We start from the raw sequence: 16,606 nt of genomic DNA on the forward strand, positions 1-16,606 counted from the left end.
GAAGGATTTTTAAAACAAAGATTTAAAAAAATCCATCTGCTCACTAAAGTTGAGCCTCTTCCCTTGATTCCAAGGGAAGAGCATCATTCACTTCGTTCATTTTTTTACTGATGGGTATTTACTGAAGTTTTTGCTGACCCAAACCTAATTCAGCTTTAAAAGACTGTCCAATAGAGGTTCCAAATCGTGATGCTAGCTTATCTAAGAAATTATTAGAAACTGTGTAATCAATAATCTCTTCTACACCAATGACTTCACGCGCAACATAACCTGCACTTCCCAAACCATCGACTAAACCAAGTGCTAATGCTTGATCACCTGTCCAAAACAAACCACTGAACATGTCTTTGGTTTCTTTTAATCTTTCACCGCGTCCATCTCTCACTGCTTTGATAAAATGCGTATGAACATTGTCTAACAGTGATTGTGCAAATTCGATTTGCGATTCATTTTGTGGAGATAAAGGATCTAAAAATACTTTATTACGACCTGCAGACATAGAGCGTTGCTCTACCCCTAGTTTTTGAGCAGCATCAACGAAACCTAAATTCATCATTACAACGCCAATCGAACCAACAATACTAGAAGCATTGGCATAAATGTGATCTGCGGATGCCGCAATAAAGTATCCACCTGAGGCACCCATATCTGTAATAACCGCATAGACTTTTGTATCAGGATATAAAGTTCTTAATCTTCTTACTTCATCGTAAATGTAAGCACTTTGAACAGGGCTGCCACCAGGTGAATTAATACGCAATATAATCCCACGTACTTTATCTGATTCAAAAGCTTGTCTAAGACCTGTTGCCACTTCATCTGCCATGATGCCACTGCGATCACCAACCACACCATCTAAATCAAGCAATGCCACATGCTCTTTCAATATAGGCTTGGGCTTCGTATTTTTAAATGCCATACCCGCCATGAAAACAATCAAACAGAGAACAAGAATTCTAAAAAAAATGCGCCAGCGCCGCTGGCTCGCTTGCTCCTTCACCTGAGCTAAAAGCGCCTTTTCAATAACAGAGCGCTCCCAAGAAGCCCCTTGCTGTGTCTCTTCTATCATATCCATTTCCTTAATCTTTACTAAAATATTCTAAAAAATCACTAAAATCTTTAGGAAGAGGCGCTGAAACAACGATCGGCTCTTCATTCAAAGGAATAATGAGTTTATGCGCATGCAAATATAATCGACCAAAACCTTGTTTTTTCCAGTCTTGGTTCGTTGCTTTGTGTCCATATTTACTATCGCCGATAATGGGGCTACCCATAAAGGCTGTATGTACTCTAATTTGATGCGTTCTACCTGTCACAGGCTGCGCTTCCACAAAGGTCGCTTGTTCAAAACTTTTCAGAACAGAAATATGAGTTGTCGCAGGATCACCATTTGCCTCTACTCTCATAAATCGTTCTTTAAAGACACCGACTTGCTGCCGTGACAGAGGCGCATTCACTGTTTTGCCACCTTGCCATTTTCCTTGCACAATTGCGTAATAATATTTTTTAATTTGATTATTTTTGAGGAGTGTATGCAATCGCACTAAACTCTGCCTGCGTTTAGCAAGCATAATACAGCCCGAAGTATCTTTATCAAGTCTATGAACTAACTCTAAACCAGGCCACTGTGGCCAAGCATCTTTAAGTACTTCAATCAAGCCATAAGAGACAGAGCTTCCCCCATGAACGGCCAAACCATTTGGTTTGTTAACTATAATAATATCTTGATCTTCGTACAAAATATTATCATTCAGGTATTGAACTAAATTTCTGGGATAATGTGGCTTAGCCCCTATTTGTTCTGGCTGATGCAGTAATTTAGGTGGCAATCTTAATTTGTCGCCTTCAGTAAGACGGTGATGAACGGCAATTCGTTTGCTGTTAACCCGTACCTCTCCTTTTCGAATCATTTTGTATAAATGACTTTTAGGAATACTGCCGTACCGTTTGAGTAAAAAATTATCAAGCCTTTGACCTGCATCTTCATGCGTTACAGCAGGCACCTTTTGCGACATATTGACTGAATTCATAACAAATTTTGATTTTTAGCTGACATCGGAGGAGTATATCAGAAATTAACCGATATTTACTCTACCCCTTAGCCCCTCCAAGCCCCATCTTTCAAGAAAAACGCGACTTAAGCCCATTGGATACCCTTACACCTATTCGCCGATGGATAAGACGAAACGAAAAGAAAGTGGCTCACAAAAATACATTCAGAATCACTAGAGGGCAAAGACAACACCTTCGACATTGCCCTCCCAGCGGGCGAAAGTCATGTGCAAAGACTATAGTGAGGATGTGCAAAAACTGTTACCATGTGCCTGTTGTGAAAAAGGATTACGATTATAGTCAGTTTCACAACCATATTAATTTTGGAGCTTAATAATTGTTCCAGCGACCCAGGACTCCAAAACTCAAAAGTTGTCGCTCTCTAGTCCTTTCTAAGCCTGCTACTGTTTTCTATAAGAGGGAAGGCCCTGACTGGTCTACGAGTACATGCTCCTAAAATAAAGAAGCAAAACGTATGAATAATATAATTCAATTTATAACAAATAATTAAATGGTTAACTATGACTAAAAGAATGTTAATAAATGCAACCCAAGGCGAAGAGTTAAGAGTTGCATTAGTCGATGGACGAACTTTATATGATCTCGATGTAGAAAGAACTGGAAAAACCCAAACAAAAGCAAGCATATTTAAAGGACGCGTCACTAGAGTTGAACCTAGCTTAGAAGCCGCTTTTATCGATTTTGGCTCAAACAGACACGGATTTTTACCCATCAAAGAAGTTGCTCGCGAATGTTTCCACGAAAATGCCAGTTTTGAACACGGCAGACCCAACATAAAAGATGTGCTAAGACCTGGACAAGAACTCATCGTCCAAGTGGATAAAGAAGAAAGAGGCACTAAAGGTGCAGCACTCACCACTTTTATCAGCTTAGCAGGTTGTTACCTAGTATTAATGCCGAATAATCCACGCGCTGGCGGTATCTCTCGACGCATTGAAGGCGAAGAACGAGATGATCTCAAAGATGTATTAAACCAATTACCCGTTCCTGAAGGCATGGGTCTCATCGTCAGAACAGCAGGATTGGGACGCAGTATTGAAGAATTACAATGGGATTTAGATGTTCTCCTCGTCCAATGGAAAGCAATCTGTGGCTATGCAAATGCTAATCATGCACCTTTGCTGATTCACAAAGACAGTGATGTCGTTGTTCGCGCTATCCGTGACTATTTAAGACCCGATATCGGTGAAATCATTGTTGATACCGAGAAAGCATTTAAACAAGTCGAAGATCACTTAAATCTAGTACGTCCTGACTTTATCAGTCGCCTAAAACTATACCAAGAACCTACCCCACTCTTTAGCAGCTTCCAAATTGAAACACAGATTGAGTCTGCTTATAAACGAGAAATCGCTCTTGAAAACGGTGCATCGATTGTAATTGATCACACAGAAGCATTGATTGCGGTTGATATTAACTCAGCCAAAGCTACCGAAGGTAGCGATATTGAAGAAACAGCTTTACAAACTAATCTTGCAGCAGCCAGTGAAATTGCACGTCAATTAAGATTACGTGACATTGGTGGTCTCATCGTCATTGATTTTATCGATATGAACATTCCACGTCATCAACGTATGGTGGAAAACAAAATACGCGAGGAATTAAAAAGCGATCGTGCACGCATCCAGATGGGTCGTATCTCTCGATTCGGCTTGTTAGAGATGTCACGTCAACGCTTAAGACCTGCATTGGGCGAAACAACACACATCAACTGCCCTCGTTGTGAAGGCCAAGGTAACATCAGAAGCATTCACTCTATTTCAATGGCAATTATTCGCGTCATTGAAGAAGAAGTCATGAAAGAACATATTGGACAATTAAACGTTCAAGTACCTATTGAAGTGGCAAGCTACTTGCTAAATGAGAAGCGTGAATCCATTACTAAGCTTGAACAAAGCTATCAGGTGGGCATCTTAATTATTCCGAATAAGTATTTTGAAACGCCTCACTACGAACTTCAACGCTTGAAGAAAGAAGATGCAGCAAATGCACGCAAAACACCAAGCTACAAGCAAGTTACAGCAGTGCCTGCTACGCCCATTGAATCAAGCATCAAATCTTTTGAAAATAAAGTAGAGCCTGATTCACCACTTAAGCATATTACGCCACCGGCACCTTCTGCATCACGTGCACAAGATTCTGGCTTAATTAAGCGTATTTGGAAGGCTGTTTTCGGCGCTAATGCCAATAAAGCCTTAACACGCAACAGCGAAGCGCAAAACAGAGACGAGAATCAAGACAGCGATAATAACAGGCATCATCATAAAGGTTCTAAACGTCCACAACACGGTGGTAGAAAAGACAACCGTAAGCGCCATGGCCATAACCGACGTTCACAAAACAATAATCGTTCAGATGGCAATTACAGAGATAATCGAGATACGAGGGACAATCGAGACAATTCCAGAGATTACAATCGTGATCATAACCGTGATCGTAGTGGAAACTATTCGAATGCAAGATCTTATGATGAAAATCAGGGCAACCGACATCATCACCATAAGCATCACGCTGAAAGACATCATCATGATGCCCCTTCGCAGGATGATGCTCAACATTCACATACTTCTACCAAACATCAAACGGCGACACATCATTCATCTCATGAGATGAGTGGCAATGCACCACAGCATCAGCAGCGCCACCACCATCATGCTCAGGCCACTCACGCTTCACAAAGCGATCATAATAAAGAGCAAAGAGAAACCAGGGAGCCTAGAGAGCATCGGGAACCGCGAGAACACCGCGACCACAGAGAGCATCGCGAAACCAGAGGCCACAGAGAAAACAGAGATCGCGAGAAGTCTGTTTCACGTAGCGAAAATTATGAAGCGAAAGAGCAACCTAATATTCAAAGCAACGCTGCGAATGTTACACCCATTCATACAGCCGCTGCCCCAGTAACCCAGAAACCAGAGGTTGCAACAACGCCAACCGCTATGATGGCACCGCCCGCAGCAGAACCTAAGGCTGTCGTTGTCATAAAAGCACCTGAAGCGCCTGCACCACTCTCACCAGAACAAGAAAAGGCGAGAGAAGAGAAGCGTAATGCTGTATTGAATGTGACGAGTTTCTCTCAATTAAGCAATGAAGAGAAACAAAATACCTTGGTTGCACCCTTAGAGAAAGTTGAACGTTCGTTAACAGAGAACAAACAATCTTTCAAACAAGTGGTTAGCAAACGTTCTACCTACGCAGAAAAGCCGCATGATTTGCCAACGATTGCGAATCAATCACGCATAAGTGAAGCAAAGATTGAAGCTGAGGTGGAAACAAAAGCAGAAACAAAGAACGAGGGCGAAAAAGAAAACTCTTAAGCTCATTAAAAGAGCCTCTTCGTCGTAAGAGGCTCTTTTTTTCTCGCTCTATAGTCACAGCACATGAGTTTTACCCGCAAGGGGCACAATGTCGAGTAGGCGTCAAGCCTCGAGTAACCGGAATGTACATAAAAGTACATGAGGATTACGAGATGGCGAAGACAACACCCTCGAAAATTCATATGCGAAGACTATACTTGATAAGGATCATCTATATGGAAATAGAAATCATAAACAAGGAAAGAGAAATTCAAGTCATCCTCATGCATTTACAACCTGGTGACGAAATTCCCCTACACGATCATCCTGATACCCATGTTTTTCTTTATGTCGTTTCTGGTGATATTGAAATGGAATGTTTTGATAAAATTAGAACCGATAAAGGCAGCCTTTCTATTAAATCTTCTTTTATTAAAAAATTTAAAGCATCAGATTCTTATTTACTGACCCCTACCAAAAACAACCTGCATCATATAAAAGCCATAACATCCGCAAGCATTATGGATATCATGACACCTGGCTATTATGAATCTGGTAATGTGCCGAATTGGTATAAAATTATCTCTACACAAGATCTTGAAATCAAAGTTGCGCTCACAGAACAACCAGATTATATCGTAAAGGCCAAAGAAAAAGCACTCAAACGGTTTGAAAAGAAAAATTTTTTATACTGAAAAATTAATATAATATGTCATTCCAGCGAAGGGTCATAAGCGTCAACTTAAGCAATTTCTGGGGTTTGATTATAAAATATTGATGCCTATTCTTCGTTCGCAAAGCGAACAAACAAAAAGAAACAAGCAGCAACGCGTAGTCGGTGAATGGGACAGCGTCAACGGCCTCTATATCACCATCCACCACCCAGTGCCTTAAACAAGGTAACTGCAGATGTTAAACGACTCAATTTTGCTTGTGTAAAACTATCTTCTGCTGAAAGCTGGGCATTTTGTGTATCTAATAAGGTTTGGAAATTGATAGCACCTAAATCATATTTTCTTTTTGATAATTGATAAGCCTTACGTGCTTGTTGCACAGCCACTTCTAAAATATTTTCTCTATCCTGTGCTATTTTAACAGCCACAAGTGCATCTTCTACTTCTTGGAAAGCAGTTAACACCGTTTTACGATAGATTTCGATTAATTCTCGTTGCCGTGCTGTCGCTAACTCTACCCCCCCTTTTATACGTCCTCCCTGAAAAAGTGGCATGGCAAGAGAAGAAGTCAATGATAAAGTTTTTGTCACAGGTTCATGAAAACCTGCTGCTGATATATTATTGGCAAGTCCGAGTGAAATAGACGGAAAAAAAGCAGCACGTGCAACACCAATATTTGCATTTGCTGCAACAAGACTTGCTTCTGCTGCTTTTATGTCAGGGCGACGTTCTAATAACTCAGAAGGTTGTCTAGGACATATAATAGGCACGGCCAGGGTCGCTAAACTATACTCTTTTATGTTCAAAGCTTGCGGTGTTTTTCCCAACAATACTGCCAATGCATTTTGACTATTTTGAAGCTGCTCTATCAGCAAAGCACGTGCTGCTTCATTATTAGCAACCAATACAGATTGCTGAGCTAATTCTAGTTCAGACTCAGAACCCTCTCGAACGCGTGCACTGATGATACGCAGCACTTCTTTTGCATTGTTAAGATTGATATTGGCAATAGCCAAACGTTCTTGCAAATTTAGCAATAAGAAATAGCTTTGAGCAACATCACTCATTACAACTAAAGCCAGTGCATCTTCATCATACTGACTTGCATGTAAACTAGACCTGACAGCAGCAACATTTGAACGATTTGCCCCAAAGAGATCCAGTTCATAGGCAATGCTCAAACCAGCTTGTAAGTTTGTGCTGTCCATCGCACTTGCTTTTGCAGGGTGACTATGTACGCGTGATGCATCAGCAGAAGCATCTATATTTGGAAAAAGATCAGCGCGGGCAATCTTTAGATTAGCACGTGCTTGCTTCACTCTTTGAATGCCCGCAAGTACATCATGATTATGAGAAAGTGCCTCATTCATCAACTGATTTAATTCTGCAGAGTCAAATGACATCCACCAATCTCTAGCGATGTCATAGGAATTTTTGATTGCTTGATTATTCCATTCTCCAGGTACATCCATTTGGGGACGTTGATAGTTTGGTATGAATGTACAACCACATAATAAAAGAAGACTCATCAAGCATATTGACTGTTTCACAACTTACTCCGAGCTTAATGCCACAACCGGATCCAGTTGTGCTGCTGTTCGAGCAGGTAAATAACCAAATAACAAGCCTGTTGAAACAGCACAACTAAAAGCTAATAATGCGGGAAACAATGAAAATACAATATCAACCCCAAAGAGTGAAAGGATAATACCCGCCAAAAAACCAAGCAATACACCAAAAACACCGCCAATGGTACACACAACAGCTGCTTCAGTATTGAATTGAACCATAATATCTCGCATACGAGCACCCGTCGCAATGCGAATACCAATTTCTCGGGTACGCTCTGTCACACTCACTAACATAATATTCATCACACCAATACCTCCGACAAGCAGAGAAATAGCAGCAACAGCACCCAGCAAAATCGTTAATGTATTTTGTGTTGCCGTTGCCATTTCTAGAAAAGAAGCTGTATTTCGCACTGAAAAATCTTCTGTCCCATGTCGGTTTTTTAATAACTCAACAATTTCAGCTTCTGTCTTTGCAATCATGGAAGCATCTTCTACCTTTAAGGTGATGCTATTTAAGTAAGTTGATCCAAATAGGCGAACCATAGCGGTTGTATAGGGAATATAAGCTGTATCATCCTGATCGCCTCCCCAAGGCGCAGCACCTTTTGAAGACATCGTGCCAATAATCTGAAAAGGCGTATTACCAACCAACATAAACTGACCGATTGGATTATCGTTGCCTGGAAAAAATGTCTTTGCTACTGTAGCGCCTAGAACAATAACAGCAGCATAAGAGTTTACATCGTCTATTGTAAAAAAAGTGCCTTGCTGTATAGGCCAATCACGCGCAAGCGGGAATCCTGCTCCCACACCTTGTATATTACTTGCATAATCGATATTGCCAATGCGTAATGTCTTACGCCCACTGCGTTCAGGCACCACCACCACAACGTTAGAAAGTTCTTCTAATGCTTTGGCATCACTGGCTACCAATGTTGCAATATCTCCACTGCTGCGAATACCTGCCGCGCCTGGCCTAACACTTAAAATATTTGTTCCCATTGCACTGATCTGTGTCAACACTCTCTGTTTGCTGCCATTACCCACAGCAAGCATGGTAATCACAGATGCGACACCAATAACAATGCCCAGTAAGGTTAAAGAAGTACGAAAGAGATTAGAACGTAATGATCGAAATGCGGTTTTAATGGCTTCAAAACTATCTGTGCTCAAACTACTCGCTTTATGATGAACAGGATCTTTTGAGCGCACAGAAAACTGGCCATTCTGTGCATCCATACTGTCTGCAATGATCTTTCCATCCTGAATACGAATAATCCGCTTGGCATGTGCTGCCACTTGCTCATCATGCGTAATGAGAATAATTGTGCGACCCTTTTCATTCAAACTTTTTAATTGATTCATGACTTCTTTGCCACTATGGCTATCCAAAGCGCCTGTAGGCTCATCCGCTAAAATAACGGGGGGATCATTCATCAATGCGCGTGCAATCGCCACACGCTGCTGCTGTCCTCCTGACAGTTCTGCGGGTCGATGATCGTAGCGATCACTTAATCCTAAATCATCCAGTAATTGACGAGCACGTTGACTTCTTTGTACACGCTTCATACCTGCATATAAACCAGGAATTTCAACATTTTCTTCTGCACTTGCCGTTGCAAGGAGATTGTATCGCTGAAAGATAAAACCAAAAATATCTCTGCGTAATGCAGCCAAATCATCGGATTCTAATTTAGATACTTCACGTCCCATGATTTTATAGGTGCCCGTTGTTGGCTTATCAAGGCAACCTATAATATTCATTAAGGTTGATTTACCCGAGCCAGATTGCCCCATAATAGCAACAAAGTCACCGTGCCAAATGGAAATATTCGTACTATTAAGCGCTTTTACGACAATATCACCACTTTTATAATGACGGCTGATATCCTTCAGCTCAATTAAAGGGATTGTCATAAACGCGCCATGCCTGCACGACGGCCTTGAGTATTAGGTGTTGAAGAGGAGAGGCTTTCCATTAACAAGACTGTCTCTCCCTTATTTAATCCTCTTTCAACAGCAGCAGTGCTGCGATCGGATAGGCTAATGATAACTGTTCTAAGCTCAATACCTTTTTTATTTTTTACTTTAACCTGATAAGCTTGCCCTTGCTCTATATCCAATTCTGGCATTCTTTTAAATAACGCACTTGTGGGAATAATGGGTATGTTTTCTTTTTTTGCTACAATGAAAAACATTTGTGTTGTCATTCCCGTCATTAATTGGTGATCTTTATTTTCAATATCAACCAAAACATTATAGAGTACGACATCATTTACTGTTTCTGGAGAAGGTAAAATCTGACGAATAGTTCCCTGCCAACGTCGATCCATAGAGCCTAAGGTCATAAAATACATAGGCATACCTACTTTCAGCTTTGTAATATCTGCTTCAGCCACTTGTGCTTTAACCGTCATAATATCTAAGTTAGCAATTTGTACGATAACAGGTGCCGTCTGATTAGCATTAATGGTCTGACCTTCTTTGACGGACTGAGAAACAACAGTTCCATCCATGGGTGCATAGATTTTTGTATAGCTTAAATTGGCTCTATTTCCATCCAAAGTGGATTGTGCTTCCTCAATTTGGGCTTTTAATGACAACAACTGCGCATTTGCAACTTCCAATGTCGTCTCTGCATCTTCCAAAATTTCTACGCTCACTGCTTTTTCTTTAATTAAATTTTGATTACGCGTCAGTTTCTGGTTTGCTTGTTTAACGAGCGATAATTGTTCCGCTTTTTGAGCTTGCAATGTTTTCAAACGCGCTTCACTCCCTTTTACTTGCGAAGCGTATACATCAGGATCAATTTCAGCGATCAAATCTTTCTGTTTAACAACATCTCCTAACTCTACATGCAGCTTTTTTACTAAGCCTGATACTTGAGCCCCCACATCGACATACTCTTTGGGTTCTAATTTGCCTTGTGCAGTGACAATTCTTTCAATACTACCCAGCTGCACTTCTGCCATAGTATTTTCCGTTGATTGTGATTTATCTCTTTTGTAAAACTTGAGACCACCCCAAAGTATGCCTACAAGTAATAAAGCAGCCAACATCCATAATAAATATTTCCGCATCTTCGCTTTGACCTCTTCATTTGCCTCATTTATTTTACACGCGAAAAAACTTGATACGCTACGAAAGTAAAAAAGTATGATTTGTATTTGACTAGTTAAATAGCTATTGTTGCGCAACAAAATTAGGAATCAAACTAATTTTTAATTTCTTATTACATGTCATAAATTAGCATTTTTTGCAGAGGGAGTCTTTGCAGATAAATTTTATCCTCAAGTTTTAAAAATAACTCCGACGAACGACATTGATTTACTGATAACATGCATCGGTACATTCTCTATACTTTGTTACAATCCTTAGCCTTTACAAATCACGATGCAAATGCAAAACAACTAAAAATAATACTAGGGGGATTACAAAATGCTCGATGGCCTCACAAAAATGTTTAGTAACTTATATACTTCTACTTCTGATAGAGCTGACGATTCAGAGAGTGAATCAGATGAAGAAACGAATCAAGAAGACTATGACAATGTTTTTGAAAAAAATGCCTCATTAGAAAATGAAATTTTAGAATTAAAACAACAACTAAAAGCACGAACCCAACAACTTGAAGTTGCTAATCAGAATAGAGTTCAGTTACGGAAAGAAAACACTGAATTAAAAGATTCGCTTGCTGCTGTTAAAGAAGACCGAGATAGTCTAAGAAGAAATTCCCAGGACTCACAACAAGATACTGTCTTAATCTTAAAACGGCAACTTGAATCTGCCAATACAGATAGAGTGTTATTACGACAAGAAAATTCACAATTAAGAGACAATCTTTTGGCTGTTAAGGAAGATAGAGATAATCTAAGATGTCAAATAACCTCAGGTTCAGATACTGATACGCCAAGTCCTCAAGAAAGACGCTCTTCGCCCTATAGCTTTACTTATTGAGTTTTTTATATGGGCTTACTATTTTTTCGTTCACTTTTCGAACAAAGAAATAGTAAGTCCTCATTCATTATTTAAAAAAAATACCTGATGAGCACAGCGAATCATAATGCCTCTACCAATTTTGGGAGAGGATGGCTAAAAGCCAGGTGAGGGTTAAATACGTTCATCACTTACTTAATTATAAGGTTTTTTTAAGAATTGGTGTGATGAATTATGTAGGGGCGGACCACTGTGTCCGCCCTGAATTTGACGAGCCGGCACAGAGACCGGCCCCTACGAATGAATTGGGTCCTGTGTATCTTGGCGACAATTCAAGTTGAGAAGTCCATTGCGAAGCATAAAGAAACAATCACCACTAAATTTAAATCAAGCTTTCCTTGCGAATCTTTTCTAACAAAGCTTTTGCCCCTGATTCTATCAAGTCAATAACCCTAAAAAAGCCTTGCTCACCCCCATAATAAGGATCCGGCACTTCTGCTTCCTCAAGATCATCAGCATGCTCTAATAAGAGTGATATTTTATATTGCAACGCATCTGGGCATTGTGACATAAGCAAGCGATGATTATTTTTATCCATAGCGACAATATAATCAAAGTTACTAAAATCAGAAGTATTTACTTGTCTTGCAAGCAAATGCCCTAAGGCATACCCCCTTTTCAATCCTGCTGCAATCGAACGCGTATCAGGTGCTTCACCGATATGATAGGCATGCGTTCCTGCTGAATCTATCAGAATATGCTGCTGAAGCCCCGCTTTAGAAACAAATGTCGTAAATACTGCCTCAGCGGTAGGCGAGCGACAAATATTTCCCATGCAAACAAATAAAACTTTAACTTGCAATTTTTTCTACCTCTTCCAAATCCAACTTACGCGCCTCATCTTCCAACATAACAGGAATGTCTTCTTTAATAGGATAAGCTAAACGATCGGCTTTACATACCAACTCTTTCTTGTCTTTCAGATAAATAAGCGATTGTTTACACAATGGACAGGCAAGTATTTCTAATAATTTTTTATCCATCTTTTCTAATCCTTCTTTTGTATTGATTTTATTTTATTGATGAGCAGCGTGCTAAAATCGTCTGGCAAGCTCACCGTTAAAGCCAACATCCAAACATGCGCACTTGCAAACTGGGTACATTTTATAGCATCTTTCTCTGTCATAATGATTGGGTATTCATCACTAAAATTGAAATCATTTTCTGTATAGGCATAATGATCAGGGTAAACCTGCGGAATAAATTTAATCCCTAATGCCGACAATAGTTCAAAGAAGCTTGATGGATTGCCAATACCTGTAACAGCATGAACTATTTTTCCTCGAAAATACTCTAAGGATACTTGCTGGCTATGATCTTTGACGTTTACCCACTGCTGGGGCAGCAATTGCATATCAAAAGTGTGTTTAAGAATTTTTTGCTTCATACGACTTTTTTTCAAGCGACTCTGTTTCACAACAACAAAATCAACCTGATTGAATCTTTGACAAAGCTCTCTAAGTGGCCCCGCAGGTAAACAAAAACCATTACCGAATTTTCTAATGCCATCCATTAATCCAATTTCAAGATCTCGATGCATTGCATAGTGCTGCAAACCATCATCACTGATAATGATATCGACTTCAGGAAAAGATTGACATAATTTCTGAATGCACTGATTGCGGTGAACCCCTACCACAACAGGACATTGTGTTTTTTGATGAATGAGCTTTGGCTCTTCTCCCACAAAAGCAGCAACGGCTTGACTATCAACCAAAACAACCTCATTACGCGCTTTGCTGCCTGAATAGCCACGTGACACAATGCCAGGCTTAAAACCATGTTGTTTTAAAAGCTCTGCAAAAAAAATAACAAAAGGTGTTTTCCCCGTGCCTCCAACAGCTATATTACCAACGACGCAGACGGGGTATTTTGTAACGGACACTTGCTTATAGTGTTGCAAGTAAAATTTTCTGACTGTGGCAATAACCGTGTATAAAAAAGAGAAAGGTAGTAATAGCGTTAAGATAAGATAATAAGAAAATGGTTTTGATACCGGATACCAAATTTTATGTATATATCGCTCAAACCATTTTCCCATAGAATCATATCTTAACTATTAACGATTTCAGGCACAAAATCACGCTCTTGATACTGCATAACACGTAGGCTGCTATAAAGTCCCTTAGAAGCCATAAGCTCTTCATGTGTTCCTAATTCAATGATCTTACCTTTATCAATCACCATAATTCTATCTGCATTTTGAATGGTAGATAGTCGATGCGCAATAACCAAGGTTGTGCATTGACTCATCAGCTTATCAAGCGCTGATTGAATATGGCGTTCTGATTCTGTATCTAAGCTACTGGTTGCTTCATCTAAGATTAATATGGGTGCTTTCTTTAAAATAGCGCGTGCAATTGCAATTCTTTGACGTTGCCCACCTGATAAACGTATCCCATTCTCACCAATGACTGTGTCAAAGCCCTGCGATAAACGCTCAATGAAATCAAAGGCATGTGCGAGTTTAGCAGCCTCTTGTATTTCTTCCATTGTCGCGTCTGTACCATAAGCAATATTTTTAGCAATGCTGTCGTTAAATAAAGTAACTTGTTGACTCACAATAGAGATATTTCTTCTCAAATCTTTCAACGGGATATCTTTTACATCAACACCATCAATAGAGATCTGCCCTTGTGCTTCATAGAAGCGTGGCAACAAATTGACGATGGTTGATTTTCCACCACCTGAGCGCCCCACAATGGCGATGGTTTCACCTGCCTTTGCTTCAAAACTAATATTATCCAAGGTTTGCTGGTTTAGTGTTGAAGCTAAGGGGTTTTCTGGGTTTTGTGTTTTGTAACTAAAAGAAACATGCTTAAATGCAATGTTGCCAGCCATTCTGGAAGTTATAGAAGTTTTTGCTTTATCTATTTCCGTTTCTTCATCTAAGAAAGCAAAAATACTTGCTGCGCCTGCTATCCCTTTTTGAATGTTACTGTTTACTTTGGTTAATTGCTTAATCGGTTTTAAAAGCGCGATCATGGCGGTTATCATCGCCGCAAAAGCTCCTGGCGTAATGGCTGTTCGCATCGTATGCTCAGGGTTTAAAGTTGCTAAATAGACTGTAAAGGCTAAGGCAACTGCCCCAACGATTTGAATCATGGGAATGCTAATAGCAGACGTAACAATCAATTTCATTTCCTGATGACGATTGTACTGTGTTGCTTTAGCAAAGCGTGACAGTTCATACGCTTGACCGCCAAAAGCTTTAATGACTTTTTGACCTTCTATTGCTTCTTCTGCCACATGAGTTACACGCCCCATTGATTCTTGAATATAGGCAGATACAGAACGCATTCGCTTACTAACAAAATGCATAATACCAGCCATGATAGGCACGGTGATTGCAAATAGAAGCGTCAAACGCCAGCTAATTGAAACCATAACCGCGATTAACGCGATAGCCGTACAAGACTCACGCACCATTACAGTAATAGCATCACTGCATGCATCTGCCACTTGCTCAACGTTATAGGTTATTTTAGAAAGTATTTCGCCCGAGGTAATTCGATCATAATAATAGGTTGGTAATTTCAACAAATGCTGAAACATCTGCTGTCTAAAATTCATTACCACATTACGACCTACCCATCCCATAAAGTAGGTTGAGAGAAAAGTTGCTATACCACGCACGAAAAAGATCGAAATCACCATAATTGGGATCCATTGAATAAAGTTTTGATCTCTATCAACAAAACCTTTATTGAGCAATGGTTCAAATAATTTGATGAAGCCTGCATCGACAACACCATATAAAAGATTACCAAACAGTGCTAAAAAAAATGCTGCACGATAAGGCCAAACATAAGACAGTAGTCTTTTGTAAACTTTTTTCTGAGAATCAATGGGTCTGTTTTTCATAGGATTTGTATGCATTATCTTCTTTGTCTTCAAATTGTGCCAATATCCTTACCTTCGATATATTTAAATCCGCAGCCAACTCAAGTAATGAAACCAATGATTGGTGCGGCGCCTCTTTATCTCCCATGATGAAGAGTGGACTTTCTTGAGAATATTTTGCTAAAAGTTGCTCAGATAACACTTTTAGCGTTGCACGGTTATATAATGTCCCATCTAATTCATATTGGCCTTTGCTGTCTATTAGGATACGAATAACACTACTTTCTGTTGTAGATGCTTGAGTAGACGCATGGGGTAATTGAACATTTAGTTGGGTATTTTTCTTAAATGTTGTAGATACCATAAAAAAGATGAGCAGTAAAAATACAACATCAATTAATGGCGTTACATTAATATCAACATCTGAGCGAGTCTTACTTCTAAATTTCATTGTCATTATACCATATACATTAATCTAGTTTTCATAATTATCTTAGATAATGACCTTTTTTTGCCTTGGTACAATGGCTTTCAAGCCATCAATCAATAACAAACTCTCATTTTCAAGTTTGACAGATAGCTCGTCAATTTTTCTTTGGAAATGACGATGAAACATTAGGCTAGGTATAGCAATAGATAAACCAAAAGCGGTCGTTAAGAGCGCCTGTGCAATCCCTCCTGCTAGAACTTCTGTATTGGCCGTCTCGTGTAAATTAAGTGCTGTGAATATATTAATCATACCCATCACAGTACCCAACAGCCCCAAGAGTGGGGAAACAGAAGCAATGGTACCCAAAGCATTTAAATATTTCTCAAGCCGCATCACAACTTGGCGCCCCTGCTCTTCCATACGAACACGCATAATAGAGACACCATTCTCACTATATTTTAGGCCAACAGCTAAAATGATACCCAATGGGCTGTTATAGGCCAAATTAGGTAAATGCACTGTTTGATTTTTTTTTGAGAGTTCACTCAATATTGATTTTACTAAGTCAGGTGGCAATATGTTGGTCTCACGCAAAGTCCAAGCCCGTTCAACCACGATGGCAAGCGAAATAATAGAACATACAAGCAAAGGCCACATTAACCATCCACCTGATTGAAATAATACCAACACTTCTACCTCCTAAGCAGCTTTGCTTTCATC

The 16,606-nt window shown here is 39.7% G+C and carries 14 protein-coding genes; 3 read left to right on the forward strand and 11 right to left on the reverse strand.

Features of this window, described 5'->3' with window-relative positions:
• Positions 1-118: 118 nt before the first annotated feature.
• Both CC99x_RS08655 and CC99x_RS08660 read right to left on the reverse strand, forming a co-directional pair.
• Positions 119-1,069: a S49 family peptidase gene (locus tag CC99x_RS08655; protein WP_077065355.1), complete on the reverse strand. Its 951-nt coding sequence runs from the start codon at positions 1,067-1,069 to the stop codon at positions 119-121.
• A gap of 10 nt (positions 1,070-1,079) precedes the next feature.
• A complete protein-coding gene (locus CC99x_RS08660) occupies positions 1,080-2,030 on the reverse strand; it encodes an RluA family pseudouridine synthase (RefSeq protein WP_077065356.1) in 951 nt (316 codons plus the stop codon).
• 543 nt (positions 2,031-2,573) lie between these two features.
• Here CC99x_RS08660 and CC99x_RS08665 point away from each other — a divergent pair.
• Both CC99x_RS08665 and CC99x_RS08670 read left to right on the forward strand, forming a co-directional pair.
• The gene (locus CC99x_RS08665; protein WP_057624011.1) at positions 2,574-5,390 is read left to right on the forward strand and encodes an Rne/Rng family ribonuclease; all 2,817 of its coding nucleotides are present in this window, start codon (positions 2,574-2,576) and stop codon (positions 5,388-5,390) included.
• 215 nt (positions 5,391-5,605) lie between these two features.
• Positions 5,606-6,064, forward strand: coding sequence for a cupin domain-containing protein (locus tag CC99x_RS08670; protein WP_057624012.1), 459 nt, complete (start codon positions 5,606-5,608; stop codon positions 6,062-6,064).
• Positions 6,065-6,237: 173 nt separating this feature from the next.
• On the opposite strand, the gene CC99x_RS08675 is transcribed toward CC99x_RS08670, so the two are convergent.
• The 3 genes from CC99x_RS08675 to CC99x_RS08685 are packed head-to-tail and all read right to left on the reverse strand — an operon-like array spanning position 6,238 to position 10,697.
• Entirely contained in the window at positions 6,238-7,593 is a 1,356-nt protein-coding gene (locus CC99x_RS08675; RefSeq protein WP_141651878.1) for an efflux transporter outer membrane subunit, read from the reverse strand.
• A 3-nt stretch (positions 7,594-7,596) separates the two neighbouring features.
• Positions 7,597-9,534, reverse strand: a complete 1,938-nt coding sequence (locus CC99x_RS08680; protein ID WP_057624014.1) for a MacB family efflux pump subunit — start codon at positions 9,532-9,534, stop codon at positions 7,597-7,599.
• Entirely contained in the window at positions 9,531-10,697 is a 1,167-nt protein-coding gene (locus tag CC99x_RS08685) for an efflux RND transporter periplasmic adaptor subunit (protein WP_077065358.1), read from the reverse strand. Before CC99x_RS08685 ends, CC99x_RS08680 begins: the two co-directional genes overlap by 4 nt.
• A 358-nt stretch (positions 10,698-11,055) precedes the next feature.
• On the opposite strand from CC99x_RS08685, the gene CC99x_RS08690 reads away from it, so the two are divergent.
• Positions 11,056-11,574 (forward strand): hypothetical protein, encoded by a 519-nt coding sequence (locus tag CC99x_RS08690; RefSeq protein WP_057624016.1) that lies wholly within the window; start codon positions 11,056-11,058, stop codon positions 11,572-11,574.
• Between the two features lie 361 nt (positions 11,575-11,935).
• Here CC99x_RS08690 and CC99x_RS08695 read toward each other — a convergent pair whose 3' ends face one another.
• From CC99x_RS08695 to CC99x_RS08720, 6 genes are read right to left on the reverse strand one after another with little or no spacing between them, the layout of a single operon-like run.
• A complete protein-coding gene (locus CC99x_RS08695; RefSeq protein ID WP_102134509.1) occupies positions 11,936-12,415 on the reverse strand; it encodes a low molecular weight protein-tyrosine-phosphatase in 480 nt (159 codons plus the stop codon).
• Complete coding sequence (locus tag CC99x_RS08700) at positions 12,405-12,596, reverse strand: Trm112 family protein (protein ID WP_057624018.1); 192 nt, start codon at positions 12,594-12,596, stop codon at positions 12,405-12,407. The genes CC99x_RS08695 and CC99x_RS08700 overlap by 11 nt, the downstream gene beginning before the upstream one ends.
• 5 nt (positions 12,597-12,601) lie before the next feature.
• Complete coding sequence (lpxK, locus tag CC99x_RS08705; protein WP_057624019.1) at positions 12,602-13,654, reverse strand: tetraacyldisaccharide 4'-kinase; 1,053 nt, start codon at positions 13,652-13,654, stop codon at positions 12,602-12,604.
• Between the two features lie 11 nt (positions 13,655-13,665).
• The gene (msbA, locus tag CC99x_RS08710) at positions 13,666-15,492 is read right to left on the reverse strand and encodes a lipid A export permease/ATP-binding protein MsbA (protein ID WP_077065359.1); all 1,827 of its coding nucleotides are present in this window, start codon (positions 15,490-15,492) and stop codon (positions 13,666-13,668) included.
• Positions 15,458-15,907: an ExbD/TolR family protein gene (locus CC99x_RS08715; RefSeq protein ID WP_057624020.1), complete on the reverse strand. Its 450-nt coding sequence runs from the start codon at positions 15,905-15,907 to the stop codon at positions 15,458-15,460. The genes msbA and CC99x_RS08715 overlap by 35 nt, the downstream gene beginning before the upstream one ends.
• Positions 15,908-15,949: 42 nt before the next feature.
• Positions 15,950-16,576, reverse strand: a complete 627-nt coding sequence (locus CC99x_RS08720) for a MotA/TolQ/ExbB proton channel family protein (RefSeq protein ID WP_200953420.1) — start codon at positions 16,574-16,576, stop codon at positions 15,950-15,952.
• Positions 16,577-16,606: the final 30 nt, after the last annotated feature.

The sequence above is a fragment of the Candidatus Berkiella cookevillensis genome (genome assembly GCF_001431315.2).
Classification (GTDB): Bacteria; Pseudomonadota; Gammaproteobacteria; order Berkiellales; family Berkiellaceae; genus Berkiella_A; species Berkiella_A cookevillensis.